32 protein-coding genes are annotated in these 25684 nt (G+C 69.2%); 14 read left to right on the top strand and 18 right to left on the bottom strand.

The features are described 5' to 3' along the window. Nucleotides 1-13: 13 nt before the first annotated feature. Nucleotides 14-631: a type IV toxin-antitoxin system AbiEi family antitoxin domain-containing protein gene (locus tag A8G15_RS11080; RefSeq protein ID WP_068159044.1), complete on the bottom strand. Its 618-nt coding sequence runs from the start codon at nucleotides 629-631 to the stop codon at nucleotides 14-16. Between the two features lie 104 nt (nucleotides 632-735). On the opposite strand from A8G15_RS11080, the gene A8G15_RS11075 reads away from it, so the two are divergent. After that, nucleotides 736-1482 (top strand): LmeA family phospholipid-binding protein, encoded by a 747-nt coding sequence (locus A8G15_RS11075; RefSeq protein WP_068159041.1) that lies wholly within the window; start codon nucleotides 736-738, stop codon nucleotides 1480-1482. 12 nt (nucleotides 1483-1494) lie between these two features. On the opposite strand, the gene deoC is transcribed toward A8G15_RS11075, so the two are convergent. After that, complete coding sequence (gene deoC / locus A8G15_RS11070; protein WP_068159039.1) at nucleotides 1495-2160, bottom strand: deoxyribose-phosphate aldolase; 666 nt, start codon at nucleotides 2158-2160, stop codon at nucleotides 1495-1497. 182 nt (nucleotides 2161-2342) lie between these two features. Here deoC and A8G15_RS11065 point away from each other — a divergent pair, with 182 nt between their 5' ends. Next, nucleotides 2343-3194 carry a class I SAM-dependent methyltransferase gene (locus tag A8G15_RS11065; RefSeq protein WP_068159038.1) on the top strand — a complete coding sequence of 284 codons (852 nt, stop codon included), beginning with the start codon at nucleotides 2343-2345 and terminating at the stop codon, nucleotides 3192-3194. Between the two features lie 35 nt (nucleotides 3195-3229). Then, on the top strand, nucleotides 3230-4114 hold the full coding sequence (purU, locus tag A8G15_RS11060) for a formyltetrahydrofolate deformylase (RefSeq protein WP_068159035.1): 885 nt from the start codon (nucleotides 3230-3232) through the stop codon (nucleotides 4112-4114). Nucleotides 4115-4138: 24 nt separating this feature from the next. On the opposite strand, the gene A8G15_RS11055 is transcribed toward purU, so the two are convergent. From A8G15_RS11055 to A8G15_RS11025, 7 genes are all read right to left on the bottom strand, one after another. Next, the gene (locus tag A8G15_RS11055; RefSeq protein ID WP_068159033.1) at nucleotides 4139-5719 is read right to left on the bottom strand and encodes a molybdopterin-dependent oxidoreductase; all 1581 of its coding nucleotides are present in this window, start codon (nucleotides 5717-5719) and stop codon (nucleotides 4139-4141) included. Nucleotides 5720-5781: 62 nt separating this feature from the next. Beyond that, a complete protein-coding gene (locus A8G15_RS11050; protein ID WP_068159031.1) occupies nucleotides 5782-6831 on the bottom strand; it encodes an alpha/beta fold hydrolase in 1050 nt (349 codons plus the stop codon). A 37-nt stretch (nucleotides 6832-6868) separates the two neighbouring features. After that, on the bottom strand, nucleotides 6869-7771 hold the full coding sequence (locus tag A8G15_RS11045; RefSeq protein WP_068159093.1) for an AurF N-oxygenase family protein: 903 nt from the start codon (nucleotides 7769-7771) through the stop codon (nucleotides 6869-6871). Nucleotides 7772-7888: 117 nt separating this feature from the next. Then, entirely contained in the window at nucleotides 7889-8179 is a 291-nt protein-coding gene (locus A8G15_RS11040) for a DUF2516 family protein (RefSeq protein WP_068159029.1), read from the bottom strand. 78 nt (nucleotides 8180-8257) lie between these two features. After that, nucleotides 8258-9091, bottom strand: coding sequence for a heparin-binding hemagglutinin (locus tag A8G15_RS11035; protein WP_068159026.1), 834 nt, complete (start codon nucleotides 9089-9091; stop codon nucleotides 8258-8260). A gap of 1 nt (nucleotide 9092) precedes the next feature. Further along, nucleotides 9093-9602 carry a helix-turn-helix domain-containing protein gene (locus tag A8G15_RS11030; protein ID WP_068159024.1) on the bottom strand — a complete coding sequence of 170 codons (510 nt, stop codon included), beginning with the start codon at nucleotides 9600-9602 and terminating at the stop codon, nucleotides 9093-9095. Nucleotides 9603-9662: 60 nt separating this feature from the next. Then, nucleotides 9663-10934 carry a DUF445 domain-containing protein gene (locus A8G15_RS11025; RefSeq protein ID WP_068159022.1) on the bottom strand — a complete coding sequence of 424 codons (1272 nt, stop codon included), beginning with the start codon at nucleotides 10932-10934 and terminating at the stop codon, nucleotides 9663-9665. Nucleotides 10935-11032: 98 nt separating this feature from the next. Between A8G15_RS11025 and A8G15_RS11020 the strand changes: the two genes are divergently transcribed. The 3 genes from A8G15_RS11020 (at nucleotide 11033) to A8G15_RS11010 (ending at nucleotide 13111) form a co-directional block, all read left to right on the top strand. Then, nucleotides 11033-11797: a TetR/AcrR family transcriptional regulator gene (locus A8G15_RS11020; RefSeq protein WP_068159020.1), complete on the top strand. Its 765-nt coding sequence runs from the start codon at nucleotides 11033-11035 to the stop codon at nucleotides 11795-11797. 40 nt (nucleotides 11798-11837) lie between these two features. Further along, nucleotides 11838-12173, top strand: coding sequence for a DUF4873 domain-containing protein (locus A8G15_RS11015; protein WP_068159017.1), 336 nt, complete (start codon nucleotides 11838-11840; stop codon nucleotides 12171-12173). A gap of 74 nt (nucleotides 12174-12247) precedes the next feature. Then, complete coding sequence (locus A8G15_RS11010) at nucleotides 12248-13111, top strand: polyphosphate kinase 2 family protein (protein ID WP_068159015.1); 864 nt, start codon at nucleotides 12248-12250, stop codon at nucleotides 13109-13111. Nucleotides 13112-13161: 50 nt separating this feature from the next. Here the strand turns inward: A8G15_RS11010 and A8G15_RS11005 are convergent, their stop codons facing one another. Then, nucleotides 13162-13383 (bottom strand): hypothetical protein, encoded by a 222-nt coding sequence (locus A8G15_RS11005; RefSeq protein WP_068159013.1) that lies wholly within the window; start codon nucleotides 13381-13383, stop codon nucleotides 13162-13164. Nucleotides 13384-13515: 132 nt separating this feature from the next. Here A8G15_RS11005 and A8G15_RS11000 point away from each other — a divergent pair, with 132 nt between their 5' ends. Beyond that, the gene (locus A8G15_RS11000; RefSeq protein WP_068159010.1) at nucleotides 13516-14064 is read left to right on the top strand and encodes a DUF6328 family protein; all 549 of its coding nucleotides are present in this window, start codon (nucleotides 13516-13518) and stop codon (nucleotides 14062-14064) included. 28 nt (nucleotides 14065-14092) lie between these two features. On the opposite strand, the gene A8G15_RS10995 is transcribed toward A8G15_RS11000, so the two are convergent. Then, nucleotides 14093-14959 (bottom strand): SDR family oxidoreductase, encoded by an 867-nt coding sequence (locus A8G15_RS10995; protein ID WP_068159008.1) that lies wholly within the window; start codon nucleotides 14957-14959, stop codon nucleotides 14093-14095. 74 nt (nucleotides 14960-15033) lie between these two features. On the opposite strand from A8G15_RS10995, the gene A8G15_RS10990 reads away from it, so the two are divergent. Continuing rightward, a complete protein-coding gene (locus A8G15_RS10990) occupies nucleotides 15034-16032 on the top strand; it encodes an iron-containing redox enzyme family protein (protein WP_068159006.1) in 999 nt (332 codons plus the stop codon). A 7-nt stretch (nucleotides 16033-16039) separates the two neighbouring features. On the opposite strand, the gene A8G15_RS10985 is transcribed toward A8G15_RS10990, so the two are convergent. Next, on the bottom strand, nucleotides 16040-16420 hold the full coding sequence (locus A8G15_RS10985; protein WP_068159003.1) for a DUF5709 domain-containing protein: 381 nt from the start codon (nucleotides 16418-16420) through the stop codon (nucleotides 16040-16042). 199 nt (nucleotides 16421-16619) lie between these two features. On the opposite strand from A8G15_RS10985, the gene A8G15_RS31075 reads away from it, so the two are divergent. Next, entirely contained in the window at nucleotides 16620-16775 is a 156-nt protein-coding gene (locus A8G15_RS31075; RefSeq protein WP_169833884.1) for a DUF6131 family protein, read from the top strand. A 6-nt stretch (nucleotides 16776-16781) separates the two neighbouring features. Here the strand turns inward: A8G15_RS31075 and A8G15_RS10980 are convergent, their stop codons facing one another. From A8G15_RS10980 to A8G15_RS10970, 3 genes are all read right to left on the bottom strand, one after another. After that, a complete protein-coding gene (locus A8G15_RS10980) occupies nucleotides 16782-16937 on the bottom strand; it encodes a CDGSH iron-sulfur domain-containing protein (RefSeq protein WP_068159091.1) in 156 nt (51 codons plus the stop codon). Between the two features lie 88 nt (nucleotides 16938-17025). Next, nucleotides 17026-17673, bottom strand: a complete 648-nt coding sequence (locus A8G15_RS10975) for a HemK2/MTQ2 family protein methyltransferase (protein ID WP_068159090.1) — start codon at nucleotides 17671-17673, stop codon at nucleotides 17026-17028. Between the two features lie 35 nt (nucleotides 17674-17708). After that, on the bottom strand, nucleotides 17709-17975 hold the full coding sequence (locus tag A8G15_RS10970) for a hypothetical protein (RefSeq protein ID WP_068159002.1): 267 nt from the start codon (nucleotides 17973-17975) through the stop codon (nucleotides 17709-17711). Between the two features lie 80 nt (nucleotides 17976-18055). On the opposite strand from A8G15_RS10970, the gene A8G15_RS10965 reads away from it, so the two are divergent. From A8G15_RS10965 to A8G15_RS10955, 3 genes are all read left to right on the top strand, one after another. Continuing rightward, a complete protein-coding gene (locus A8G15_RS10965; RefSeq protein WP_068158999.1) occupies nucleotides 18056-18907 on the top strand; it encodes an aldo/keto reductase in 852 nt (283 codons plus the stop codon). A 67-nt stretch (nucleotides 18908-18974) separates the two neighbouring features. After that, a complete protein-coding gene (gene lexA, locus A8G15_RS10960; protein ID WP_211270148.1) occupies nucleotides 18975-19610 on the top strand; it encodes a transcriptional repressor LexA in 636 nt (211 codons plus the stop codon). 94 nt (nucleotides 19611-19704) lie between these two features. Further along, on the top strand, nucleotides 19705-20328 hold the full coding sequence (locus tag A8G15_RS10955) for a DUF2231 domain-containing protein (protein ID WP_068158994.1): 624 nt from the start codon (nucleotides 19705-19707) through the stop codon (nucleotides 20326-20328). 18 nt (nucleotides 20329-20346) lie between these two features. Here A8G15_RS10955 and A8G15_RS10950 read toward each other — a convergent pair whose 3' ends face one another. Then, complete coding sequence (locus A8G15_RS10950) at nucleotides 20347-21528, bottom strand: zinc-dependent alcohol dehydrogenase (protein WP_068158992.1); 1182 nt, start codon at nucleotides 21526-21528, stop codon at nucleotides 20347-20349. Nucleotides 21529-21627: 99 nt separating this feature from the next. After that, a complete protein-coding gene (locus A8G15_RS10945) occupies nucleotides 21628-22632 on the bottom strand; it encodes a DNA topoisomerase IB (protein ID WP_068158989.1) in 1005 nt (334 codons plus the stop codon). A 132-nt stretch (nucleotides 22633-22764) separates the two neighbouring features. Here A8G15_RS10945 and A8G15_RS10940 point away from each other — a divergent pair, with 132 nt between their 5' ends. Beyond that, nucleotides 22765-23331, top strand: coding sequence for a type 1 glutamine amidotransferase domain-containing protein (locus A8G15_RS10940; protein ID WP_068158987.1), 567 nt, complete (start codon nucleotides 22765-22767; stop codon nucleotides 23329-23331). An 80-nt stretch (nucleotides 23332-23411) separates the two neighbouring features. Here the strand turns inward: A8G15_RS10940 and A8G15_RS10935 are convergent, their stop codons facing one another. Further along, nucleotides 23412-23957 carry a Dps family protein gene (locus A8G15_RS10935; protein ID WP_068158985.1) on the bottom strand — a complete coding sequence of 182 codons (546 nt, stop codon included), beginning with the start codon at nucleotides 23955-23957 and terminating at the stop codon, nucleotides 23412-23414. Between the two features lie 259 nt (nucleotides 23958-24216). Here A8G15_RS10935 and A8G15_RS10930 point away from each other — a divergent pair, with 259 nt between their 5' ends. Then, nucleotides 24217-25647, top strand: coding sequence for an alpha,alpha-trehalose-phosphate synthase (UDP-forming) (locus A8G15_RS10930; protein ID WP_169833883.1), 1431 nt, complete (start codon nucleotides 24217-24219; stop codon nucleotides 25645-25647). Nucleotides 25648-25684: the final 37 nt, after the last annotated feature.

Raw genomic sequence — 25684 nt, 5'->3', positions numbered from 1 at the left:
GGTGTGTCACCGCTCAACCGGCAGCGAGCAGCGCGAGCTCGATGCGGTCGGCGACCGCAGCAGGCTGATTCGCCACCGCGGCGTGCAGCTGGTCGGAGTCGACCCGGCCGATCGCGATGGCGTCGCCGACGAGTTCGTCGAGCACTTCCTGGGACACGCCGCCCGCGGCGAGGTCGACGGCGGTGCGCGCGGGTGTGGTCACCCGGAAACAGCCGACCATCTCACAATCCTCGTTCGCCAGCGCCCGGTGATGCAGTGCGAGCCGATTGCTCGGCACGGTGCGCTGATCGAGCGTCGACAGGTGCAGGAACCTCGGCTGCAGGTGACCCATCGCGTGCAGTTCCGCGGCGCTCTGGTGTGAGACGACCGCGGCGCCCTCGTACCAGGCGCACCACTGCGCGAACTCGTCGAACTTCGTGCGGGGGCTCTCGGCGAGCCGGAACAGTTCGTTCTCGACGCGCATCCACAGCCCCGCATCGATGCGCGTGACGAAAGCGTCCGCGTCGATGCCGTGCCCGATCGCCTGTCTGGCGGTGAAGAATCCGGCCTGCGTCAGTGCGAGTCGGCGGAGCGCTTCGTCCGCGTCGGCCCGCCCGGAGGCCCCGTACCCAGAACCCGTCCAACTCGTCATGCCGCCACAGTACCGAACAATTGTGGCCCAGCTCACAGTTTCGTGCGGCGGGTTGCCGCGCGCGGCTCAGAAGATCCTCAGAGTTGTCGGAAACAATCGGCATCATGACGAACTCGAAGCGCTCCACCCTCGCCACCGTCGCCGCCGTGGTCGTCGTCGCGCTCGTCGCGGTGCTCGTCGGCGCCGAGGTCTACGTCCGCAACCGGGCGACGACGTGCCTTGCGCAATCGCTCGAATCCGAACTGGGAACCGGCGTCGACGTCGATCTCAGCTGGAAACCCGTGCTGCTGCAGCTGATCGACAAGAAGGTGCCGTCGGTGACGCTCGACAGCGACGACACCGCCTTCGGTCCGGCGAAGGAGATGACCGTCCACGCCGTCGCGAAGGACGTCGATCTGAACGCGACGGCCGACAGCACCGGAACGATCGGCAGCTCGCGGGCCGAGGTCGTGTGGCCCGCCAGCGGCATCCTCGCGACCGTCCAGGAACAGAGCCTGGGCTCCCTCGTCACGGCCGTCACCCCCGACGCGTCCGCGGGAACCTTGCGGTTCACCGTCGGCGGCGAGGGTCTCGCCGAGTTCACCGTGCGCCCGGTCGTGCAGGACGGTGTCGTCGCGGTCGAGACCGTCGACGCGTCCGTCCTGGGCTTCGGGTTGCCCACGGCCCTCGTGGACGGGGTCGTGCAGATCCTCGCGACCGGTCTGCAGCAGTATCCGCTCGGCATGCAGGCCACCGAGGTGGCCGTCGACGACAACGGGGTGAACCTCACCCTCGAGGGCGGCAGCTTCACGATGCCGCGCCCGCAGGAAGGTCAGGGCCAGCAGCCGCAGCAGGGCTGCAGCCTGATCTGAGAAGCCGCGTGCTCAGTCCGGAAGGCCGTCGAGCACGGCCCGCGACGACGACAGGCCGAGCCGGGTGGCGCCGGCGTCGATCATCTCCAGCGCCGCCTCGGCCGTGCGGATGCCGCCGCTGGCCTTGACCCCGAGCCGGCCACCCACGGTCTCGGCCATCAGGCGCACCGCGTGCGCCGACGCACCGCCGGCCGGATGGAACCCGGTGGAGGTCTTCACGAGGTCGGCACCGGCGCGCTCGGCGGCGCGGCACGCTTCGACGATGGCGCCGTCGGACAGCACCGCGGATTCGATGATCACCTTGAGCACGGGGTCGAAACCGATCGCCTCGCGGACGGTGAGGATGTCGGCGAGCACCGCGTTCCAGTCCCCGGCGACCGCCGCGCCGATGTCGATGACCATGTCCACCTCGCGGGCACCCTGCTCGACGGCGAGCCGCGCCTCGGCACCCTTGACCAGCGAATGATGTTTGCCGGACGGGAATCCCACGACGGTCGCGACCGTGACGCCCTCGGTGCGCAGCGGCAGCATCGACGGTGATACGCACACCGCGTACACCCCGAGGTCGACGGCCTCGGCGACGAGCGCGCGCACGTCGGCGGAGGACGCCTCCGGCTTGAGCAGGGTGTGGTCGATCATCGCGGCGACCTGGGCGCGGGTGTGAGCGGTGTCCGGCATGCCGCCAGCCTCCCACACCACCGCACCCCGTTCCCGCCGCCCGCGCGGCCCGGGCGTCGCCCCCGATGCGCGGAGTGGGCACCGCACTCCCGGGCCCGCGCGCCGACCACCCGTCGCCCCGGCACGACGGGCCCGTTCCGCTGGGCCCCACCGTTCCGCGTGATCGGCTAGCGTCTCCGCACATGGCAGATCCGATCGACCAGGTGGCCCGCACGTTCGACGACGCGAGCGGCCGGTTCGACCGGCTCACCGCGACCGTGTGGGGGCCGGCCGGGCAGTCGCTCGTCTTCGCGCTCGGCCTGCACCCGGGTGACACCGTCCTCGACGTGTGCTGCGGCGCCGGATCGTCCGCATTGCCGGCCGCCGCGGCGGTCGGACCGGCCGGTCGGGTACATGCCGTCGACGTCGCCGCGGATCTGCTCGAGCTCGGCCGGTTGACCGCCGAGGACCGCGCCCTGCAGAACATCGACTTCGTGTGCGCCGATGCCACCGTGTGGGAGCCGCCGTCGTCGGTTCCGGAGGCCGGATACGACGCGCTCGCCGTCTCCTACGGGGTGTTCTTCCTGCCGCACATGGACGCGAGCTTCGCCCGTCTCGTCGGGCTGGTCCGGCACGGCGGCCGGGTCGGGGTGACTGTGTGGCGGTCCGGTGCGATGGCCGAGTTCACGGCGCTGGTGTTCGACGTCGCCGCCCGGTACTCCCCCGAGGTCGCCGACCGGCTGTCGCTGCGCGACCGTACACCGCTGCACCGCATCGACACTCCGGAAACACTCGGGGCGTGGCTCGCCGGCGCGGGATGTCACTCGGTCGAGGTGGACGTGATGTCGAACCTGCTGCCCGCCACCGACGAACTGTGCTGGAACCTGGTCGTGGGAACCGGTTTGCGCGGCGCCCTCGCCGGATTGGACGAGCCCGTGGTCGATGCGGTGCGACGCGACCTGCTGACCGAGGTCACCGAGCGCGGCCTGCACACGATCGACGCGACCACCCTGGTCGGCACCGCGACCGTGCGGCGTCCCCCGGCAACCGTCTGACCGGCGCACCGAACCCACCTGAGACAATCGGCGGTATGACCGCTGCTTCCACCGACGACCGTCGTTACGTCCTGACCCTCGGCTGCCCGGACACCACCGGCATCGTGGCCCGGATCGCCACCTTCCTCGCCGAGGTTGGCGGCTCCATCGTCGAGGCCGCCTACCACGCCGACCAGGACAGTGGCTGGTTCTTCACGCGGCAGGCGGTGCGGGCGTCGTCCATCCCGTTCGGGATCGAGGAGCTGCGGGAGAAGTTCGCGGTCGTCGCCGGGGAGATCGGCCCGGAGACCGAGTGGACGCTGTCGGACACGGGCGAAACCAAGCGGGTCGTGCTGCTGGTGAGCAAGGAGGCGCACTGCCTGCACGACATCCTCGGACGCGTCGCGGCGGGGGAACTCAAGGCCGAGATCTGCGCGGTCGTCGGAAATCATCCGGAGCTCGAGACGGTCGCGCGGCGGCACGGCATCGACTACCACTACGTGTCGTTCCCGAAGGATCCCGCCGAGCGCGGCCCGGCATTCGAGCAGGTGCGCAAACTCGTCGACGTGCACGATCCGCACGCGGTGGTGCTCGCCCGGTTCATGCAGGTGCTGCCGTCCACGTTGTGCGAACACTGGGCCGGGCGCGCCATCAACATCCATCACAGCTTCCTGCCATCGTTCATCGGTGCCCGCCCCTACCATCAGGCGTTCACGCGCGGCGTGAAGCTGATCGGCGCGACCTGCCACTACGTCACCGCCGAGCTCGACGCCGGCCCGATCATCGAGCAGGACGTGATCCGGGTCGGTCACGGCGACACGGTCAGCGACATGGTGCGTCAGGGGCGCGACGTGGAGAAGCTGGTGCTGGCCCGGGGCCTGCGCTGGCATCTCGAGGACCGGGTGCTGGTGCACGGCCGCAAGACCGTCGTGTTCAACTGACGGGGTTCGATCGGCCCGGCCCCGTCACGCGACGATCGTGACGGGGCAGCTGTGCAGCCCGGTGGCGCCGTCCGGTACCGGTGGACGCCGCTGCTCTTCCTGCACAGTCCCGTCGCCGTCGACGGCCCTGACCTCGAGTGTGTGGTCGCCGGGGCTCACATCCCACACCCACCGCCACTGACGCCAGGTGTCCACCGAATACTCGTCGGCCGGTTCCGCCTCCTGCCACGACCCTCCGTCGACTCGGACCTCGACGCGGCCGATCCCCCGGTGCTGTGCCCATGCGGTGCCCGCCACGACGACCGGCCCGGCCGCGAGCCGGGCGAACGGGGTCGGCACGTCGATCCGCGACGCGGTGCGGATCGGACCCTGCGGCGCCCAGCCGCGCCGCGTCCAGTACGCCTGCGCGCGGTCGAAGCGGGTGAGCTCCCAGTCGACGACCCATTTCGTCGCCGACACGTAACCGTAGAGCCCGGGTACCACCTGGCGTACCGGATAGCCGTGCTCGAGCGGGAGCGGTTCGCCGTTCATCGCGACGGCGAGGAGTGCGTCGCGGCCGTCCCGCAGCACCGCGAGCGGTGTTCCGACCGTGAATCCGTCGACGCTGGTGGACAGCAGCATGTCGGCGTCGGTCCGGACCCCGGCGCGGTCGAGGATGTCGGCCGTGCGATAACCGGTCCAGCGGGCGTTGCCCGCGAGGTCGCCGCCGACCGGGTTGGACACGCAGGTCAACGTCACCAGCCGTTCGACCACCTCGAACTCGGCGAGATCATCCCAGGTCAGTGTCGTTTCCCGATCCACCATGCCGTGGATGCGCAGGCGCCAGTCCGCGGTGGTGAGGCGCGGAACCTGCAGCGCGGTGTCGATGCGGTAGAAGTCGCGGTTCGCCGTGACGAAGGGGGTGGCCCCGGGCACGGCGCGCGGTCCCGTCGTCAGGTCGGCGCCGGGTGGGACGGCAGGCGCCGCGACGGCGGCGGCCGGCACCCGGAACCGGCCGCGGTCCTCGAGGACCTGCGCCAGCCGGTCCGCCAGGTACCGGCCGGCGGCACCGGCGGCGACCGCGACCGCGACGCCCGCGCCGAGAACCGCGAGGAAACGCCGACGGTCCATGTCCGGCTGCGACGACGATCTTCCCTCCCGGGTCCACAGCACCCGGATCGCGAACTGCAGGAACAACATTCCGGCGACGACGGCGATCACGGTCGGGGCCGCGGCGGATGCGGCGGCTCCCGGGCGGTGCAGCGCCGCGTACACCCCGACCGCCCCGAGCGCCGCGAGCAGGGCTCCACCGTAGGGCCTCCGTGGACGTTCGATCAGACCGGCCACGATCGCGCAGGCCACCACGAGCACCGACATGCCGACGAACAACGCCGCCTTGTCGGCGGTCCCGAACGTGCCGATCGCGAACTCCCGCGCCCAGGCGGGTGCCCGGTCGACGGTCGTCGCGCCGACCGCGAAGAACGGGGACGCGGCCGGAACGGTCGCCGCGGCCAGCAGCTCACCGAGCCCGACGACGAGTCCGGCCGCGACGACGCCGGCCGCGGCGCGCGCGAGCGCCCCGGGTGGCCGGGTGGCCTGCGGTGGGGTGGTCGGCGTTTCGGCCATGGCGATCCTCCGGTGTCTCACCGGTGGTTCGGACCCGCGGCACCGCCGGATGGGCCGGCCGGTCAGCTGCCGACGGGCTGCCCGGCGAGTTCGAAGAGGTGCTCCAGTTCGAAGTTGAACACGTCGATCGCTTCGACCGAGCTCATGTGCCCGATACCGTCGACGACGACGAGGTGCTCGAGGTTGCCGGCTTCGTCGAGCCCGGCGGCCAGGCGCTCCGCGTGGCTCGGCGGGGTGAGGCGGTCGGCGCTGCCCACGAGGACCGTCGTCGGGACGATGAGGTTCGCGAGTCCGAGGTGGACGTCGAGGGCGCTGAGCGCGACACCCCAGCCGCCGCGGGTGCGGGGAGGGCAGCCGAGCACGATCTTCTCGCAGAACGCGACGGCGGCGGGCGTCGCGGTCGGCGACAGAGCGACGTACTTGATCGCGCGGGTGGTGACCGAGGATGCAACCAGCGGCACGGTCGCGCCCATCAGCCGGCGGGCGACGGGTACCGGGACGCGCGGTGCGCGTTGCGGCAGCGGCACGATCGTCGAGGCGGCCACGAGATTGTCCATGCCGGTGCTCGCGAGCAGCACCCCCGACACCTTGTCTCGCACCTGGTCCGGGTGCCGTTCGGCCCACGCCATGATGCTGATGCCGCCCATGCTGTGCCCTGCGAGCACGGCCCTGCGGCCGGCGGGGACGGTCGCGGCGAGTACCGCGGCCAGGTCGTCGGCGAGTACGTCGGGTCCGAAGACGCGGCTGCCGGTCTCGCTGCGGCCGTGTCCGCGCTGGTCGTAGACGACGACGCGGTACTTCTCGGCGAACGCGTTGATCTGCGGTGTCCAGAAGTCGGTGGAGCAGGTCCAGCCATGGCTCAGCACGAGGATGTCGGCATCGGGGTCGCCGTACGCGCGCACGTGCAGGCGTGCCCCGTCGTCCGCGCTGACGTCGACCTCGTCGTGGACGGCCTGCGGATGCGCGAGCAGGGCGTCGCCGGGATCCCCGGGAACCGCCACGACGCTACGGACCGCGGTGCCGCGACGGCGGGCGGCTGCGGTTCCGAGGGCGGTGCCGACGGCGACGAGTCCGGAGACCGCGAGGGCGGTCCGGCGTGAGGGCTTCTTCACCTGTGTTCTTCTCCGATCTGGTGGGTGCGATGCCGGGTCAGATGATGTGCGCGCGGCGCAGGAGCACGGTCGAGGGACCGCCGATGAGCCCCACGTCGTCGAGGAATTCGACGGTGCGGCGGGAGGCGTGACGGATGCGGTCCTGGTGGTGGGTGTTGGTCCGGGCCGCTGCCTTCGCCTCGTCGACGTCGAGGCCGGCCGCCGCGTAGACGCGCGGGTTGACCAGGCTCGTGACGATGAAATACGCCGAGACGGCAAGATGCATCCGGATCCATGCGCGGTCGAGGCGGGACACGTCGCGCATGCGGCGCGCGGTTTCCTCGCGGGCGTAGCGGATGTGCCGGGATTCCTCGATCACGTGGATGCGGCTCACGGTCCGGGTGATCGGCTGGACGCGGTCGTCGCGCATGAAGTCGCGTTGCATCGCGTCGAGGATCTCCTCGGCGAACAGTGCCCCGCCGAACGCGAGCGCGCCCCCGGCGACGGCCTTGAAGGCGCGTCCGGATTCGCGGACCCAGCGCGGGGGCCGGTAGGAGGGGACACCGAAGTGCTGCGCGGACCGGGCGAACATCGTCGAGTGCCGGCATTCGTCGGCGATTTCGGTGAGGCCGAACTGCACGTAGGGGGTCGCCGGGTCGTGCCGGTAGAGATCGCGGACGAGCATCTGCATGAGGATCATCTCGAACCAGATGCCGGTTCCGGCGATGCTGGCGGCTTCGTGCCGCGTGAGGGTGATGCGCTGGTCCTCGGTCATCCGGTCCCAGAGGCCGGTGCCGTAGAGACTCGACCATTCGGGACTCATGCCGTATTTGTCCGGCGGGATCGGCGCGTCCCAGTCGATTTCGATCTCGGGATCGAACGACGAGCGCGCGGCGGATTCGAGCAGCCGCGCAGCGGTGTCCTGTCGTTCACCGGTGCGGACGGGTCGGGTGAGCGTCACGGCGATCACCTCGTCTCGGAAATTTAGCCGTTACTCCGAGTGTCACTATCTCGCCGCGCGGTGTCAAGGGACGACAGCCGGAGCCGCGGGGACCACCTCACCGCCCGGCCGCGCATCTCACCAGCGCGGGCGTTGCACTTCCTCCACGCGCGGGCGCACATCCACCAGGTACACGCACACCGCGACGACGGCGACGATGCCCAGCATCCCGATGGCCCCGAGGAAGAACAGCACGATCAGCGCGACCGCGAGGATCCCGAGCCACACCGGCTTGGTGAGCTTGTCCACGGCGGGGAACGCTTCCGCCGGCTGACGCACCGCGTGAACCAGCGCGAACACCGCCCCTGCGATCGCCAGGATCTGCAGGGCGAAGAGGATCAGACCGGCAAGAGAATTCACATTCGGCACGTTTCCATCCTACGAGTATCGGCTCCCGTGCACTGCCGCACGGGAGCCGATGCCCTGGTTCTGCTGCGAAACCTGCGATCAGGCGCCGGTGGTCTTGCGCGGCGCCGCCTTCTTCGCGGGAGCCTTCGCCGCGGCGGTCTTGGCGGGCGCCTTGGCCGGCGCGGCCTTGGCGGGAGCCTTCCCGGCAGCGGCCTTGGCAGGCGCCGCCTTCTCCGTCACGGACTTGGCGGCCTCGTCCACCTCGAGCGCGGCGCCCTCGACGCGATCGGCAGCCTCGTCGGCGACCTCTTCGGCCTGGTCCGCGAACTCGAGGACCTTCAGCGCCGCCTCGTCGCCGGCGTCGGCGATGGCGTCGCCGACCCCCTCGGCGGTCTCGGAGATGCGGCCGGCGGCGATACCGGCGAGCTTCGCGGCACGCTCACCGACGGCGCGCGTCTGGCGGGCGACGGTGCCGAGAGCGTCCTCGGTGAGATCGACGGCGTCGCCGAACGCGGCTTCGGCGCGCCCGAGGCCCTCTTCGACGGCGGGCTGCTTGCGGAGCCGCTCGACGGTCTCCTCGCCGCGCTCGGCGAGCGAGGTGTACAGATCGGACGCGACCTTCAGGTATGCCTCCGCGACCTTGCGCAGCTCCTCGGGGCTGAACTTCTCGCGCAGTTCGGCGATCTCCTCGGGCAGTTCGGCCGGCAGTCCGGCGAGACGGTCGCGCAGGGACTCGACGGTCTCGGTGAGGTCCGCGGGCAGGCCCAGAAGCTTCTCGCGGGCGTTCTCGACGCGCTCGTTGACGTCGCTCCGGTTGGTTTCGGCGCGCTCGCGCACCTGGGCGACGACGTCGGCGACGGCCTGGACCACGGCGTCGCCCGCGCCGACCGCGGCGTAGAGGGAGGTACGGATGGCGACATTGGGATCGGTCATGTCATTTCTCCTGTTCATCGGGGTCGGTCTCGTACTGGGCGGCGGTCCCGGAATCGGTGTCCGGCGCCTGCCCGGGCGGGGCGGATTCGTTCTCGCGACAGAACGAGTCGTAGATGTCGAGCAGGACCTGCTTCTGCCGCTCGTTGAGCGCGGTATCGGCCAGCAGCGCGTCACGTACCGCGCTGTGCGGCCGCTGCTCGAGAATCCCGGCCCGCACGTAGAGAACCTCCGCGGACAACCGGAGGCCCTTGGCGATCTGCCCGAGCACCTCCGCAGAGGGCTTGCGCAACCCACGTTCGATCTGGCTGAGATAGGGATTGCTGACGCCGGCGAGCTGCGACAACTGCCGCAGCGACACCTGCGCCGCCTCGCGCTGGGAGCGGATGAACCCGCCGATGTCCTGAGCGGCGGTGTTCACGACACGCGACGCGAGGTCGCTCGGTCCGGTGATTCCGGATCCGTCACCGTCCGGACTGTCGACCGGTGCGGCGTCCCCTTGATTCGTGGGCATGTCCCCAGCATACGAGCGGGTGCTAGCTACAGCAAGCACTCTGCTAGCAAGTGAGCGACCTCACGCGAACAGCAGCTGGGAGACGGTGTAGATGGCCAGACCGGCGAGCGAGCCGACGACCGTGCCGTTGATGCGGATGAACTGCAGATCACGCCCGACGGCCAGCTCGATCTTCCGGCTCGCCTCGTCGGCGTCCCACCGCTCGACGGTCTCCCGGATCACCGCGGTGATCTCGTCCGCGTAGTTCGCGGCGATGTAGCGGGCACCGGCCAGCAGCCAGCCGTCGACCTTGCCGCGCAGCTCGTCGTCGTCGCGCAGCCGCGCCCCGAAGTGCATGACGTTCTCGGCGACCTTCGTGCGCAGGGTGCTGTTCGGATCGTCGACGGATTCGAGGATCATGCGCTTGGCGGTCCGCCACGTGGCGGCCGCGAGCTGGGTCACCTCGTCCCGGCCCATGATCTCGGCCTTGACGCGTTCGGCCTTGGCGATCGTCGCCGGATCCGTCTGCAGATCGCGGGCGTAGTCGGCGAGGAACTTGTTCGCGGCGAGCCGGACCTCGTGATCCGGGTTGGACCGGACCTTCCAGGTGAATTCGACGAGTTCGCGGTGGATCTTCTCACCCAGCAGCATGTCGACGAACTTCGGCGACCACGACGGCGAATCGCGCGAGATGATCCGGTCGATGGTCTCCTGGCTTCCCAGCGCCCACTGATGAGCCCGCTCGGCGAGCATGTCGATCAGCGGCAGGTGACGTTCCTCGGCGATGAGCTCGGTCAGCACGCGGCCGATCGGCGGCCCCCATTCCGGCTCGGCGATGCGCTTGACGATCGTGTTGTCGATGACCTGCTGGATGTCCTCCTCGCGCAGCACCGTCACGATGCCGCGCAACACCGTCGAGGTCTCCTGCGCGACCCGGTGCGCGTTCGCGGGCTGGGCCATCCACGCGCCCAGCCGCAGCGGGATCTGCGCGGACTCGATCTTTGCCGACACGACCTCCGGAGCCAGGAAGTTGGTACCGACGAACGAGCTCAGGCTCGCACCGAGCTGATCCTTCTTCTTCTTGATGATCGCGGTGTGGGGCACCGGGATTCCGAGGGGGTGCCGGAACAGGGCGGTCACGGCGAACCAGTCGGCGAGTGCGCCGACCATGCCCGCCTCCGAGGCCGCGCGCACGTAGCCGACCCACTCACCGGCTCCCCGGGTTTCCTGCCAGCGGCAGAACAGATACACCACCGTGGCGAAGACCAGGAACCCGGTGGCAACCGCTTTCATGCGGCGGAGGTCGCCGCGCTTGACGGCGTCGTCGTTGCTCAGAAGCTGCACCTTCGCCATTGTGCCGAAATCGGACGGACACCTGCGGGACCTCCGCGACACATACCGGTCGCCGTAGACTGAGCCGACGATCGAAACCGAACGGATGTGCCAACCCAGTGCCCAGCAAAAGTGCGCCCTCCCCGACCTCGCCCCTCGAAACCTCCCCCCTCGAATCCTCGGCCCCGCAGTCGGCGCCCGCCAAACAGGACGGACGCAAGCGCCGGTGGCACGAGCACAAGATCGCGCGGCGCGAGGAACTCGTCGACGGCACGATCGCCGCGATCCGCGTGCGCGGCCACGATGTGGGGATGGACGAGATCGCCGCGGAGATCGGCGTCTCCAAGACGGTCCTCTACCGCTACTTCACGGACAAGAACGATCTGACGACCGCGACGATGCTGCGGTACGTCGAGCGGATCCTGGCGCCGAAGATCTACGCGGCGGTCGCCGAGGACCTCGACGAGTACGAACTGACCCGGGTCGCCATCGCCGCCTACGTCGAGACGGTCGCCTCCGATCCCGAGGTCTACCTGTACGTGATGAGCAACAGCTCGTCGGCGAGCCGCGACGTGGTCGCCGATTCCGAGCGGATGATCGCCGAGTTGGTGGCGACGGTCCTCGGTGAGCGCCTGCGGCTGCTGGAGATGGATTCGGGGGGATCCGTCCCGTGGGCGTACGGCATCGTCGGCGGAATCCAGCTCGCGACGCACTGGTGGATCTCGAACAAGTCGATGACGGCGGAGGATCTCATCGACTACCTGACGATGATGACCTGGGGCGGGATGACCGGGATCGCGTCGGCGGACGGCTCGCCCGTCAAGTTCAAGTCGCAGCCGCATCCGCTGCGGCGCGAGGACGACCGCGAATCCGGCGCAGAGTGACCAGTTTCACGTAACTTCGAGTTACGTGTAAAATCGAGGTATGTCCGAGGGATACCGTGGCCGCGCCGAGGTCGTCGTCGGCGGCAGGCAGATCGTCGTCGACGTGGAACTGGCCGACTGGTTCGATCCGATCAGCGGCCGCCACCGCTGGCGGGGCAGGCTGCGCGACCTGGCCGCCGCGCTCGCACCGGACGCGCCCCCGGCCACCGGCACCGAGCTCACGCTGACACTTCCCGACCGCGGTCACGCCGGCACCGCGACCGCGCGCGTGACCGACGTCGACCTGTGGGGCAGCCACATGATCGACGGCATCGACCCTCCGCCCTACCCGGTGGGCCCCGACGACGCCGATCTGCTCGACACCGACCTTCCCTGAGACCGCACCTGCGCTGCCGCGACACCCGCCGCGAACACCACCGGCAGGGACCTGCGTGTGGCACGCTTCGTGCCATGCCCAAGGACGACGAGAAGAGCCCGTGGTCGATGCCCGCCGTCGAGGCGCTGCGCGCCGGTCCGGACACCCGGGTGGAGGACATCGACGCGAACGCCACACCCGGTTTCGAGGGCGGCAAGGAACTCGGCGCGCAACTCCTCGAGGAACGCGGCGCGTACCTGTCCGGCCTGCAGGAGAGGCTGTACGCGAACGGCAGGACCGGTGATCGCCGCTCGGTGCTGCTGGTGCTGCAGGGCATGGACACCGCAGGTAAGGGCGGCATGGTGCGGCACGTGATCGGGCACGTCGACCCGCAGGGCGTCGACCACGCGTCCTTCGGGGTGCCCACCCCGGAAGAAAAGCAGCACCACTATCTGTGGCGGATCTCCAAGGAGTTGCCGCGCGCCGGCCAGCTGGGCGTGTTCGACCGCTCGCATTACGAGGACGTACTGGTCGTGCGCGTGCACAACCTCGTGCCCGAAAGCGTCTGGAGCACCCGCTACGACGAGATCAACCAGTTCGAACGGGAGATCGTCGACAGCGGAACGACCATCGTGAAGGTCGCGATGTTCGTCTCGCTCGACGAACAGAAGAAGCGCCTGGCCGAGCGCCTCGAGCGCCCGGACAAGCACTGGAAGTACAACCCGTCGGATGTCGGCGAACGCGCCCTGTGGCCCGACTACCAGGAGGCGTACCAGGCGATGCTCGACAGAACCAACACCGATTACGCGCCCTGGTACGTCGTCCCGTGCAACCGCAAGTGGTACAGCCGCATCGCGGTCGGCGAACTGCTGATCGACGCGCTCGAGCGCCTCGACCTGGACTGGCCCGCGCCGACGTTCGACCTCGAACTCGAGAAGCAACGCCTGGCGCAGGCCTGACGAGCGCGGGCGCGCCGGTCGGAACAGCTGCCGGTCAGAACAGCTGCCGGTCAGAACAGCCTGGGGGTGACCTGGTGCACCTTGTGATCGTGATGGATGGTGCCGCCGATCATCGCCATCGCGAGCCCGGCTGCGACGACCGCCCCGATGGCCGCGACGATCGCCGGCCCCGTGTGGCCGTATCCCGCCGCGAGCAGAAACAGCGCGAGCGACGCGATCGCGAGCAGGGCGAGGGTGTATCCCGCCCACGCCACGAAGGTGTTGAGTTTCATCTCGAATCTCCTTCCCCGAGGACGATGTCCGAGGCTGGTGCAGCCGACGCTACCCCCCGGTGATGTGTGTCACAAGACAGCGAAACGCCCACATCGGCACCGCAGGGCCCGGGACCATGGCAGTTTTGTCTCATGACGCGCACCGACCGGTCCGACGACGAGCCGTCCGAGGCCGGATACACGCGCCGCTACGAGAGCGACGCCCAGCGACTCGACCGGAACTGGTCCAGCCTGCTGCAGGAACTGCGCGTCGTACAGACCGGCGTGCAACTGCTGACCGGCTTCCTCATGACACTGCCGTTCCAGCCCGGGTTCACGGCGCTCTCCACGAACGAGAAGACCATCTACCTGATCACCGTGCTCGCCTCGATCGCCGCCACGATCCTGCTCGTCGCGCCGGTCAGCATGCACCGGTTGCTGTTCCGGCGCAGGCAACTGGATCGGCTGGTGCTCACCGCCCACCGGTTCGCGCTCGCCGGCCTGCTCCTGCTCGGGGTCTCGCTGACCGGAGTCGTCATCCTCGTCGTCGGCCTCGTGGTGAACTCGACCGCGGCGACCGCCGCCGGCGTGTGCACCGCCGTGCTGTTCGTCGCGCTCTGGCTGATCTATCCGTGGCGCTACCGTCGGCGCGCTGCGAGATTCCCCGAGCCGGCACAGAGCGAACAACACCGGAACGAGTGATGCCGCCCGCACCGCGGTCGGCATCCGGTCAACCCGGCAGCGTCTCGCCCCCGATCGGCGCCAGCACCTCGCCGCTGTAGTACGACGACATCGTGTTGGAGGCGAAGAACACGTAGGACGGTGCGATCTCGTCGGGCTGCGCCGCACGGCCGTAGGGCGCCTGCTTTCCGAAGTCGGCGACCTTCTCCTCGTCCATGGTTGCGGGGATCAGCGGGGTCCACACCGGCCCCGGCGCCACACAGTTGACTCGAATCCCTCTCTCCTGCAACGACTGTGCGAGCGAATACGTCAGCGCCAGGACGGCCCCCTTGGTGGCGGCGTAGTCGATGAGGGTCTTGTTGCCGCGCAACCCGTTGATCGAGGACGTGTTGATGATCGACGACCCCGGCGGCAGATGTTCGAGCGCGGCATGCGTGACGTGGTAGAAGCTGTCGATGTTCACCGCGAACGTGCGGCGCCACTGCGCTTCGTCGAGATCGGCGAAGTCGTCGACCGGCTTCTGGTAGGCCACGTTGTTCACCAGGATCTGCAGGCCACCGAGCCGGTCGGCCGCCTCGGCAACCACCCTCCGGCAGTGCCCCGGATCGGCGAGATCCCCCCGGAACAGGTGGCAGTCACGCCCTTCGTGCCGTACCAGCTCCGCCGTGTGCTCTGCGTCCCGGTCCTCCTCCAGGTACGCGATGGCGACGTCCGCGCCTTCCTTGGCGAACGCGACCGCGACCGCCCGGCCGATACCCGAGTCCCCGCCGGTGATCAGCGCCTTGCGGCCGTCGAGCAGTCCGCGACCGCGATATCCGCGCATCTCGTCCTGGGGCGCATCGGCCATGTCGGCGGTTTCGCCGGGGTAGTCGATGGTGTGCGGGGGATGGACGTGTTCCTGGTCATCGGTGCTCATGACCGGCGGATACCCGCCGCTGCGCGGTTCACACCCCCGGTTTCCTTCTCTCACGCTCCGGGTATCCACCGGCCATGCGTGTACCTGCTTCCGCCCCGCTGCCGCGGCCGCGCGGGCCGATATCCGATGCCGTGATCACCCGCCTGTGCGGGACGCCCGACGATTCGCCGTGGCCGCGGCCTTCCGTGGACGCGGACCCCTACGGAGACGACGTGCAGCTGGCACTGACAGTGCTCTACGAACTGCACTACCGCGGATTCCCGGGCGTAGATCCCGGCTGGGAGTGGGCGCCGGGTCCCCTCGGCGTGCGTGCAGCGCTCGAGCGGTCGTTCCTGGACCGCCTGCACATCGATGTCCCGGCAGGCACTGATGTCGACGCGACCTTCGATGCGGTGTGCCGTGAGCCGCGCGACGCGTGGAGCGTGTCCCATCACCTGGCCGATCAGGGAACGTGGCCGCAGCTGCGCGAGTATTTCGTGCACCGGTCCATCTACCAGCTCAAGGAGGCCGATCCGCAGGCGTGGGCAATTCCTCGGCTCACCGGCCGGGCCAAGGCCACGCTGGTGGCCGTCGAGTTCGACGAGTACGGCGGAGGGCGCGCCGATCGTGTGCACGCGCAGCTCTTCGCCGATCTGATGGTCGCGGCCGGCCTGGACGACACGTATCTGGGATATCTCGACCGTGCGCCCGCGCTCACCCTTGCCCCGGTGAACTTCATGTCGATGTGCGCGCTGCACCGGTCCCGGATCGGCATGCTCGTCGGTCAGTTCGCAGCCGCCGAGATGACCACCGGCCCGAGTGCACGCCGGATGGTGCAGGCACTGGAGCGACTGGATGCCGACCCGGCGTGTGTGCGCTTCTACACCGAGCACGTCGAGGCGGACGCGGTGCACGAACTGGTGTTGAGGCACGACGTCGTGGGAGACCTGCTCGAGCGTGAACCGGATGCGGCGCGCGATGTGGTGTTCGGAGCCGAGGCCATCGAGTTCCTCGAGGGCCGGCTCGGCAGCCACCTGCTCGACCGGTGGTCCCGGGACGAGTCGTCGCTGCTCGAGCCGGCCGGGGCGAGCTGAGCCCCGCTCAGCCCCTGTCGATGTCGTCCTCGTCGACCACGTGGACGGCCGCTTCCTCGGCTCCGGCGCCGGCACCGTCGATTCCGACGTCCTCGGCGAGGAGTTCGGGTTCGGTGTCCTCCCCCGTTCCCTCGTCCGGCGCGACGAGGCGTCCCGCTCGGCTGGTGTCGGCGCCACCGGGGCCGACGTCCGGTTCTTCCTCCGCGAGACGGGAATCGAGGTCGTCGTGCGGTTCGAGGGCGAGGGGGCGCTCGGGTGGTGAGATCCCTTCGTCCAGAACGTCGTCGACCCCGCGATCGATGAGGGTGTCCTCGGGCTGCAACTGGTCTTCGTCGTCGACGCTGTACTCGCCGGGGACGCTCGCCCCGGGATTCTCCGAAGTAGGCATGCTTCGACCATGCCACCCTCCGGCGGGTTCCGCCACACCGGTGTATTGCGCTGCGGGAACGGGTATCCGGCAAGTTTGGACCGGTCCGGGGAACGAGGAATCCGAGCTTCCGGTCGGTTTGGAATGCCACGGCGAGGGGTATCACCTTCCATCGCCCGAGCCGATACGGAGCACGGGCACCGACAGCAAGGTGACGAACATGATCATCCTCGGCTTGATCCTTCTCGTGGTCGGATTCCTGACCGGGATCTCGATTCTGTGGACACTCGGCATCATCCTTCTCGTGGTGGGCGTCATCCTCGCACTGCTCGGCGCCACCGGACGGGCCATCGGTGGCCGCAGGCACTGGTACTGACGCCGCTCACCGCCGGGGCGTACGCGCGCCCCGGCGGTGACTCGTGTCGCACAACGGATAGATCCCGCTGCGATGACATCGGCACACGGCGACGACGAAACGATCGGACGTCACTTCCGCCCCGTCCTCACCCACAATCCGCACCGGCCCCTCGACGAGCATCGGACCGCCCGGCACCAGCCGGACGGTCCGTGCGTCTGTGCAGGTGTCGACGAGTGGGTCCACACGGGTGTCACCCTCAGCACGGGTGTCACCGGAATTCCGGTCGGTCGGCACGGATCACCACCACTTCCTCGGTCTCGTTCCCGGCGCACGAATCGAATGCGACTGCCGGAGATTCGGTTCGACGTTCCATGAGATAGCCGGTACGGCCCCGCATCACGGGACCGAAGGGGATGCGCTCCCGCGCGACCACGGTGGCTTTCACACCGCCCTCGCGCAGCATGTCGAGCGTGGTGTCCACGCCCGTGAACTCGGAATGCACGATGAGTGCGAAGCCTCCGGGCCGCAACAGGTTCGGGATTTCACGGCACAGCGGATCGACGACGGCGCGACCGTCGGGTCCGGCGTCCCACCGGGGGTCCCGCGCCCCGGTCGGGGCGGGCACGTAGGGCGGGTTCGACACGATGACGTCGAACGGCGCGAGCCCCCGGGCTACACCGAGGTCACCGCGGAGCGCCCGGATGGGCAGCCGGCGCGACCACGCGTTGAGCCGGGCGGTGAGCACGGCACGCGGTGCGATGTCAAGCGCGGTAACCGATTTCGCACCGGCTTCCGCCGCAGTGACCGCGAGGATTCCGGTGCCGGTGCAGAAGTCGAGGACCTTCGCGTCCGGGGGCACACCGGCGCATCCGTACGCGTGCGCGAGCAGCCGTGAATCCTCTTGCGGCCGGTACACGCCCGGCATTCTCCACAGCAGATCCGCCCGCACGGCTACAGGACCCCGGGCTCGTGGGTGGAGGTGCCACCGGAACCGCCGAGCCGACGACGCCGGAAATTGAGCACGATCATGACCGCGCCCACGACGATCAGGGCAACGGCAACGACCGTTCCGACAGCCGTCCAGCCTTCGAAACCGCCACCGGCGGCGGTCAGGACCAGAGCTATCGCGGCGATACCCGCCAGGACGCACGCATAGCCGACCCAGCCCGCGAGCCGGGTTCCCGTCGTGGAGCCACCGCGATTCGTTGTATTCGCCATACGGGTGGATACCCGATCACACCCCGGCCGAAACCGGGCGGGCGCGGAACAAGATTCCGGGTCCGATCGTTGGTTCGGGCATGACTTCCGCGAATTCGGTACCGAATGTGATGCTCAACGACGGGAACTCGATTCCCCGGATCGGGTTCGGGGTGTGGCAGGTACCCGACGACGAGGCATTCACCGCGGTCACCAGTGCTCTGACCATCGGTTATCGCAGTATCGACACCGCTGCGATCTACGGGAACGAGTCCGGTACCGGCAGGGCGATCGCATCTGCCGGAGTGCCCCGCGACGAATTGTTCGTCACCACCAAGCTGTGGAACAGCGCAGATCGCCCCTGGACCCGGGACCGCGTGTTCACCGAGTTCGACGCGTCACTGGACCGCCTCGGACTCGACTACGTCGATCTGTACCTGATCCACTGGCCGCGGCCCATGCGCGAGGACTACCGCACGATCTGGCAGGCGTTCACCGAATTGAAGGCCGACGGCCGTGCACGCTCGATCGGTGTGTCCAATTTCGAACCCGAGCAGCTGCGCACGATCATCGACGACACGGGCGTGGTCCCGGTGCTCAACCAGATCGAGCTGCATCCAGATTTCGCGCAGGCCGAACTGAGGGCGGTGCACGAGAAACTGGGCCTGGTCACGGAGGCGTGGTCACCTTTGGGTCAGGGGCAGGGCCTGCTCGACGATCCGACGCTCACCCGCATCGCGCACGAGCACGAACGCACGCCCGCACAGGTGGTACTCCGGTGGCATCTGCAGATCGGCAACGTGGCGATCCCGAAGTCGGTGACCCCGCACCGGATCCGGCAGAACCTCGACGTGTTCGACTTCGAGCTCGCCGCCGCCGACCTCGACGCCATCGCGGCACTGGACACCGCGAACCGGCTCGGCGGCGACCCCGCGACCTTCGACGTGGGGTGACGGGCCGGCGGATCGGTCCGCACACGCGACTACGATTCGCCGGGTGACCGATTACGACGATCTCGACATGTTCGGCGGCCTCGACGCCTCGGCCCTGCCGCTGCGGCAGCAGCAGATCCTGGCGGTGATCCGGGACTGGGCGGCCGCCAACGGATGTGCGCCGAGCACCCGGCAGATCGGGGACGCGGTGGGCCTGCGGTCGACGTCGTCGGTGTCCAGCCATCTGCGCAGCCTCGAGGACAAGGGGTTCCTCCGTCGCGGTTCGGCGGTGGCGCGGCAGCTGGATGTGCGCCCGTTCCTCGCCGCGGCGTCGCCTTCGGGGTCCGACGGGACGGTCCCGGTTCCGGTCGTCGGCGACATTGCGGCCGGCGTACCGATTCTCGCCGAGCAGCACGCCGAGGGCGTTCTGGCGCTTCCGCGCGAGCTCGTCGGTTCCGGCACGGTGTTCGGCCTGCGGGTGCGGGGCGATTCGATGATCGACGCGGCGATCTGCGACGGTGACGTCGTGGTGGTGCGGCAGCAGAGCGAGGCCCATTCGGGTGAGATCGTGGCCGCGATGATCGACGGCGAGGCCACCGTCAAGGTGCTGCGCCGGCGCGACGGGCACGTCCGGCTCGAGCCGCGGAACCCGGCATATCCGGTGCTCGACGGCGACGCAGCCGTGGTGCTGGGCAAGGTGGTGTCGGTGATGCGGCGGATCTGACCGCTCTGCCCGGCGCGGCGCGGCGAGGTCCGGCCGTCGTCGAGGCGCCGGGTTGCCGCGTTTCCGCCGGTGAGCGGCGGGGTACGCGACGGACATGTCCACACAGACTCCGAACTCGTCCTCTCCCGTCGCCCGGCTGCTCGAAAGCACCGAGTCGGCGTCCTGGCTCGACCGGCCTGCCACGGTGGTCCGCGGACTCGTGCGCCCGATCGCCGACGGCCCGGCCGGGGCCGTGTTGCGCGGGGAGTTCCTCGGGCACCCGCTGCACCCCGCGCTGGTGGCGGTCCCGATCGGCGCGTGGTCGTCGGCGGCGGTCTTCGATCTGGTCTTCCGCCGCCCGGACGCAGCGCGGCGGCTTCTCGGGGTGGGCCTTGCCGCCGCCGCGCCGACGCTGCTCACCGGGTGGTCCGACTGGTCTCGTTGCACCACGATCCAGCGGCGCGTCGGCCTGATCCACGCGGTGACCAATGCCGCCGGGATCGCGCTGACGGCCGCGTCCTTCCGCCGTCGGCGATGCGTACCCGAATCGTCGGGGCCCGCGGTCGCGCTCAGCCTGGCCGGACTCGGGTTGATCGGAGTCGGAGGGACGCTCGGCGGCCACCTGGCATATGCACTCGGTGCGGGAGTGTCACCGCGTGCGCAGACGCACGATGCCGACGCGAACGGCCCCGCCTACGATCCGGTGCTCGCAGAGCCGGTCGCGCCGGCGGATCGGTGACGCCGGCGGTCCGGTCGATCAGGGTTCCAGAAGGATCTTCACGGCGCCGTCCGCCTTGCGCTGGAAGATGTCGTACGCGTGGGGAGCCTCCGACAGCGGGAGCCGATGCGTGGCGAAGGTGTCGACGCCGAGCGGATCGTCGTCGGTGAGCAACGGGATGATCTCCGGCACCCAGCGATTGACGTTCGCCTGCCCCATGCGCAGTGTGATCTGCTTGTCGAACATGGTCAGCATCGGCATGGGGTCGGCCGCGCCGCCGTACACACCGCTGAGCGAGACGGTCCCGCCTCGTCGCACCACGTCGATCGCGCTGTAGAGCGCGGCGAGGCGGTCGACGCCCGCCTTCTGCATCAACGGTTCGGCGACCGCCGACGGCAGCAGACCGGCGGCGGTCTGGGCGAATTTCGCGACGGGGCTGCCGTGCGCTTCCATACCCACCGCGTCGATCACGGAGTCGGTACCGCGCCCGTCGGTGAGGTCGCGGATCCGATCGCCGAGCGGGCCGTCGGTCGCGCTCAGGTCGATCGTCTCGATCCCTCTGGCCTCGGCTCGCGCCAGCCGCTCCGGAACGAGATCCACGCCGATCACGCGAGCGCCGCGGTGTTGCGCGATCCGCGCGGACATGTCGCCGATCGGCCCCAGGCCGATAACCGCGACCGTGCCGCCCTCGGGGATGTCGGCGTATTCGACGGCCTGCCATGCGGTCGGCAGGACATCGGACAGGTACACGAACCGGGAATCGGGCGGGCCCTCCGGGACCGCGATGTGCGTGGACTGCGCGTGCGGCACCCGCAGATATTCCGCCTGCCCGCCGGGCACGCTGCCGTACAACTTGGAGTATCCGAACAGCGCTGCGCCGCTGCCGTATTCGCGCACCTGGGTGGTCTCGCACTGCGAGAACAGGCCGTGCCCACACATGAAGCAACCACCGCACGAGACCTGGAACGGGATCACCACCCGGTCACCGGCCTTCAGGTTCGTCACCTCGCTGCCGACTTCCTCGACGATCCCCATCGGTTCGTGCCCGAGGATGTCACCCGGGGTCATGAACGCTCCGAGCACCTCGTACAGATGCAGATCCGAACCGCAGATGTTGGTGGTGGTGACGCGGATGACGGCGTCGGTCGGCTCCTCGATCCGAGGATCCGGCACGGTGTCCACCTCGACCTTGCGCTTGCCCTGCCATGTGACGGCCTTCATCGTCGGGTCCTTCCTCTCGTGCTCCCCCTGACCTGATCCCCTGCCCCCGATTACCGCCGGGCGGCGGCATTCAAACGCCCGGGGATGCAGCAGCGGGATTCACACTCGGCCGAGCAGCCGGATCACGGCGCGTTCGACGATCCCGCGGGCCTCGTCGTCGGACCCGGTGCGCGCCGCTCGCCGCAGCGCGGCCCGTACCGTGCGCCCCTGCTCGTACGCCGTGACGACGCGGGGATCGACGTACGAACCGCGCGCCACCGCCGGGGTGTTGCCGAGTTCCTCCGCGACCCGGCGCATCACCTCGGCCTCGGCGTGCGCCCGGGCGCGGTCGTCGGCCGGTGGGTCCTGTTCGGCGAAGGCGGCGGCGGCCAGCACGGTGGCGTTCCAGGTGCGCAGGTCCTTGGCACTGCAATCGTCGCCGGCGAGTTCCTTGAACCGCGCGTTGACGTCGTCGGCGTGCAACTCCCGCACGGTGTCGCCGTCGCGGTACACCAGCAACCGGCCGGACTCGCTCGGGACACGGCGCAGTGCCCGCACCGCGGTCGCGAGGTCCGCATCGTCGACGGCGACGACGCGCCGGATACCGCCTTTCGCGGGATAGTCGAAGGTGAGCACACCGCCGCTGATCCGGACGTGGCTGCGCAGCAGGGTCGCGACACCGTGGGTGCCGTTCTCCTCCGCGTACTCCTCTCCCCCGACCCGGAACACGGCCCGGTCCAGTAATCGCAGCGCCACGGCCTCGACGCGACGTCGTCCCGCTCCGCGCCGCACGAGATCGTCCTGGACCTGCTTCCGCCACTTCGGCAGTCTCGCCGCCATGGTGAGCACGCGGTCGTGTTTCTCCTCGTCGCGTTCGGCGCGCCACTGCTCGTGATACAGGTATTGGCGACGGCCGGCGACGTCGGTGCCGAACGCCTGGATGTGGCCGTTGCCGTGCGGGCAGATCCACACCTGCTTCCAGGCCGGCGGGATCACGAGGGCATCGATACGCTCACGGACGGTGGCCGACACGGTGGCGCCGTCGACACCGAGGTAGGCGAAGCCGCGACCGCGGCGCACCCGCCGGATACCGGGCGCGCTGGTCGCGCTGCGTCGCAAGTTCATCCGACCTCCACTGGACGCGTGTCGCCTTCGGGGGGAATATCCCGAATCGGCCGCTCCTACACACTGCGTGTTTCTCCACTCGTCTGCGGGTACCCGTGGCGAACGACCAACGAGACGAAAGGACGGTCGACCATGAATTCTTCGGACACGGGCCCGCTGGCCGCGCGCCGGGTCGCGATCCTGGCCACCGACGGAGTGGAGGAGGTCGAGCTCGTCGAGCCGCGACGCGCCGTGGAACGAGCCGGCGCGGAAACCCGGCTGCTGTCGCTGTCCTCCGGAGAGATCCAGGCGATGAACTCGGACGTGCATCCGGCGGGCAAACATCCCGTCGATCAGGTGGTGGCCGAGGCCTCCGTCGACGATTTCGACGCCCTGCTCCTGCCGGGCGGCACGACGAATCCCGATCACCTCCGGCAGGATTCGGACGCGGTGGCGTTCGTCCGGGACTTCGTCTCGTCCGGACGCCCGGTGGGTGTCATCTGCCACGGGCCGTGGACGCTCGTCGAGGCCGACGTGGTGCGCGACCGCACGCTCACGTCGTATCCGAGTGTGCGCACCGACATCCGCAACGCCGGTGGCACGGTGGTCGACAAGGAGGTGGTCATCGACCGGAACCTCGTGTCGAGCCGTAACCCCGACGATCTGCCGGCTTTCTGCGACGCGATCGTCGATGTGTTCTCGCGAACCACGCAGGGCTGATCGGTAGCAACGACTCGTACCGCACGGCAGGACAGCCGCACACGGAGATCCGTGTGCGGCTGTCCTTTTCGTCAGATCGGTTATTCGGCGCGTGCCTTGTCGGCGGCCTTCTTCTCGGTGGCGGCGCCGGTGTTGGCGAGCGTCCCGGATGCGTTCTCGAGGTGCGCGCGAACGAACCACTGGAACTTCTCCAACTGACCGGTCTGTCCGATCAGCAGGTCCTCGGTGATGGGATCGAGTTCTCCCACTTCGGATATCGCCTTGCGGTTGTCCGCGATCAGACCGTCGTACACCAGATCGAGGGCGGCCAGATGGGCCTGCGCACTGTCCCGCCCCACCGAGTAGTCGTCCCAGGTACGGTGCTTCTCGATCGCACCGGGGGTACCCTGCGGAGACGCTCCCAGGGCCGCAATGCGTTCGGCGGCGTCATCGGCGTAACCGCGGACGAGCTCCACCTGGGGATCGATCATCTCGTGCACGCCGATGAAGTTCGGGCCCACCACGTTCCAGTGAATGTGCTTGAGGGTCAGATGCAGATCGTTGTAGGCACTGAGACGCTCCTGGAGGATGTCCGCCACGCGCCCGCCGTCCTTCTCGCTGAGACCCGGAACTGTGAACTTACCCATGCGTTCTCCTCTCGACTGCAATGTCCTGCTCCACTACCGTTCGGACACTGCGTACGGACGATGTTCGTCGTGTACCCGTTCGATTCCCACGTTAAACCTCGACAGCGTTCTCGAGGCTTCGAACGGGTGAGCTGATACAATCGCGCCGTCGGATCCGGACTCCGGACCGCAGTTCCGCAAGGACTTTCGGGAAGAATCCCGAAGGCCGAGGCGTCGCCACGTTCTCAGGGGGGTACAGAGCGCAGGCGCTGCCGCATTCGTGAATCAGGGGCTGAACATCGTGACACACGCGACCTCCGCAGACTTCGTAGTCGTGGCCAACCGGCTGCCCGTCGACCTCGAACCCGACCCGGAGGGCGGTCCGGGATCCTGGCATCGCAGCCCCGGCGGGCTGGTCACCGCGCTCGAACCCATCCTGCGCCGGACGAACGGCGCATGGGTGGGTTGGCCGGGAACACCCGATGTCGATCTCGAACCGTTCGAAGAGGACGGGCTGGCACTACATCCCGTCCGGCTCAGCGAAACCGAGGTCGCCGAATACTACGAAGGCTTCTCCAATACGTCCCTGTGGCCGCTCTACCACGACGCCGTGATCACGCCGACCTTCGATCGGACGTGGTGGCGGACGTACGTGCAGGTCAACGAGCGATTCGCACAGGAAGCCGCCCGCACCGCAGCCCCCGGGGCGACCGTGTGGGTGCACGACTACCAGCTCCAGCTCGTGCCGCGCATGCTCCGGGACGCGCGACCGGACCTGACGATCGGTTTCTTTCTGCACATCCCGTTCCCGCCGCCGGAACTGTTCCTCCAGTTGCCGTGGCGCACCGAGATCATCGAAGGTCTGCTCGGCGCGGATCTGGTCGGCTTCCACCTTCCCGGCGGCGCCGAGAATTTCCGTTTCCTGACCCGGCGGCTGCTCTCCACGCCCACCTCCCGAACCGGATCCCTCGGCACGGTCGAGAGCGGCGACCGCCTCGTGCGGGTGGGGGCATACCCCATCTCGATCGACTCGGCCCACATCGACGAGCAGGCACGCTCCGCATCGACCCAGTTGCGGGCCAAACAGATTCGGGTCGAGCTCGGCGATCCCGACACGGTGCTGCTCGGCGTCGACCGCCTCGACTACACGAAGGGCATCGACATCCGGCTCGAAGCGCTCCGCGAGCTCCTCGAGGAAGGCACCCTGGATCCGGAGAAGGTCGTCATGGTGCAGCTCGCCACGCCGAGCCGCGAACGACTGTCCGCCTACGCGCAGCTCCGCGACGACGTGGAGCGGCAGGTCGGGAACATCAACGGTGAATTCGGCCGCCTGGGCCGCCCGGTCGTGCACTACCTGCACCGCCCGGTGGACCGGGACGAACTGATCGCGATGTACGCATGCGCGGACGCAATGCTCGTGACACCGCTGCGCGACGGGATGAATCTCGTCGCCAAGGAGTACGTCGCGTGCCACGGTGAAGGCGGCGGCGCTCTCGTCCTCAGTGAATTCACCGGTGCCGCCTCGGAACTGCGCCGCGCACACCTGGTGAACCCGCACGATCTCGACGCCGTCAAACGCGCGATCGTCGCCGCCGTCACCGAGGAACACCCGGTCGCATCGCGACGGATGCGCTCGATGCACACCCAGGTGATGAAACACGACGTCGACCGGTGGGCTCGAACGTTCCTCGGCGATCTGCGCCTGGGCTGACCGTTCTCGCAGGACAAGGGTGCGGCCGGGCCCCGTG

This window comes from Rhodococcus phenolicus (assembly GCF_001646785.1).
GTDB lineage: Bacteria > Actinomycetota > Actinomycetes > Mycobacteriales > Mycobacteriaceae > Rhodococcus > Rhodococcus phenolicus.
The sequence above is the reverse complement of the archived record's forward strand: the minus strand, read 5'-3'. Positions and strand labels throughout refer to the sequence as shown.

Bases quoted from the DNA above. Each gene is read 5' to 3' on its own strand.
- A8G15_RS11080 (WP_068159044.1), bottom strand. From the start codon at position 631: ATGACGAGTTGGACGGGTTCTGGGTACGGGGCCTCCGGGCGGGCCGAC.
- A8G15_RS11075 (WP_068159041.1), top strand. From the start codon at position 736: ATGACGAACTCGAAGCGCTCCACCCTCGCCACCGTCGCCGCCGTGGTC.
- deoC (WP_068159039.1), bottom strand. From the start codon at position 2,160: ATGCCGGACACCGCTCACACCCGCGCCCAGGTCGCCGCGATGATCGAC.
- A8G15_RS11065 (WP_068159038.1), top strand. From the start codon at position 2,343: ATGGCAGATCCGATCGACCAGGTGGCCCGCACGTTCGACGACGCGAGC.
- purU (WP_068159035.1), top strand. From the start codon at position 3,230: ATGACCGCTGCTTCCACCGACGACCGTCGTTACGTCCTGACCCTCGGC.
- A8G15_RS11055 (WP_068159033.1), bottom strand. From the start codon at position 5,719: ATGGCCGAAACGCCGACCACCCCACCGCAGGCCACCCGGCCACCCGGG.
- A8G15_RS11035 (WP_068159026.1), bottom strand. From the start codon at position 9,091: ATGACCGATCCCAATGTCGCCATCCGTACCTCCCTCTACGCCGCGGTC.
- A8G15_RS11030 (WP_068159024.1), bottom strand. From the start codon at position 9,602: ATGCCCACGAATCAAGGGGACGCCGCACCGGTCGACAGTCCGGACGGT.
- A8G15_RS11025 (WP_068159022.1), bottom strand. From the start codon at position 10,934: ATGGCGAAGGTGCAGCTTCTGAGCAACGACGACGCCGTCAAGCGCGGC.
- A8G15_RS11015 (WP_068159017.1), top strand. From the start codon at position 11,838: ATGTCCGAGGGATACCGTGGCCGCGCCGAGGTCGTCGTCGGCGGCAGG.
- A8G15_RS11010 (WP_068159015.1), top strand. From the start codon at position 12,248: ATGCCCAAGGACGACGAGAAGAGCCCGTGGTCGATGCCCGCCGTCGAG.
- A8G15_RS11005 (WP_068159013.1), bottom strand. From the start codon at position 13,383: ATGAAACTCAACACCTTCGTGGCGTGGGCGGGATACACCCTCGCCCTG.
- A8G15_RS11000 (WP_068159010.1), top strand. From the start codon at position 13,516: ATGACGCGCACCGACCGGTCCGACGACGAGCCGTCCGAGGCCGGATAC.
- A8G15_RS10995 (WP_068159008.1), bottom strand. From the start codon at position 14,959: ATGAGCACCGATGACCAGGAACACGTCCATCCCCCGCACACCATCGAC.
- A8G15_RS10990 (WP_068159006.1), top strand. From the start codon at position 15,034: ATGCGTGTACCTGCTTCCGCCCCGCTGCCGCGGCCGCGCGGGCCGATA.
- A8G15_RS10985 (WP_068159003.1), bottom strand. From the start codon at position 16,420: ATGCCTACTTCGGAGAATCCCGGGGCGAGCGTCCCCGGCGAGTACAGC.
- A8G15_RS31075 (WP_169833884.1), top strand. From the start codon at position 16,620: ATGATCATCCTCGGCTTGATCCTTCTCGTGGTCGGATTCCTGACCGGG.
- A8G15_RS10980 (WP_068159091.1), bottom strand. From the start codon at position 16,937: ATGCTCGTCGAGGGGCCGGTGCGGATTGTGGGTGAGGACGGGGCGGAA.
- A8G15_RS10970 (WP_068159002.1), bottom strand. From the start codon at position 17,975: ATGGCGAATACAACGAATCGCGGTGGCTCCACGACGGGAACCCGGCTC.
- A8G15_RS10965 (WP_068158999.1), top strand. From the start codon at position 18,056: ATGACTTCCGCGAATTCGGTACCGAATGTGATGCTCAACGACGGGAAC.
- lexA (WP_211270148.1), top strand. From the start codon at position 18,975: ATGTTCGGCGGCCTCGACGCCTCGGCCCTGCCGCTGCGGCAGCAGCAG.
- A8G15_RS10955 (WP_068158994.1), top strand. From the start codon at position 19,705: ATGTCCACACAGACTCCGAACTCGTCCTCTCCCGTCGCCCGGCTGCTC.
- A8G15_RS10950 (WP_068158992.1), bottom strand. From the start codon at position 21,528: ATGAAGGCCGTCACATGGCAGGGCAAGCGCAAGGTCGAGGTGGACACC.
- A8G15_RS10945 (WP_068158989.1), bottom strand. From the start codon at position 22,632: ATGAACTTGCGACGCAGCGCGACCAGCGCGCCCGGTATCCGGCGGGTG.
- A8G15_RS10940 (WP_068158987.1), top strand. From the start codon at position 22,765: ATGAATTCTTCGGACACGGGCCCGCTGGCCGCGCGCCGGGTCGCGATC.
- A8G15_RS10935 (WP_068158985.1), bottom strand. From the start codon at position 23,957: ATGGGTAAGTTCACAGTTCCGGGTCTCAGCGAGAAGGACGGCGGGCGC.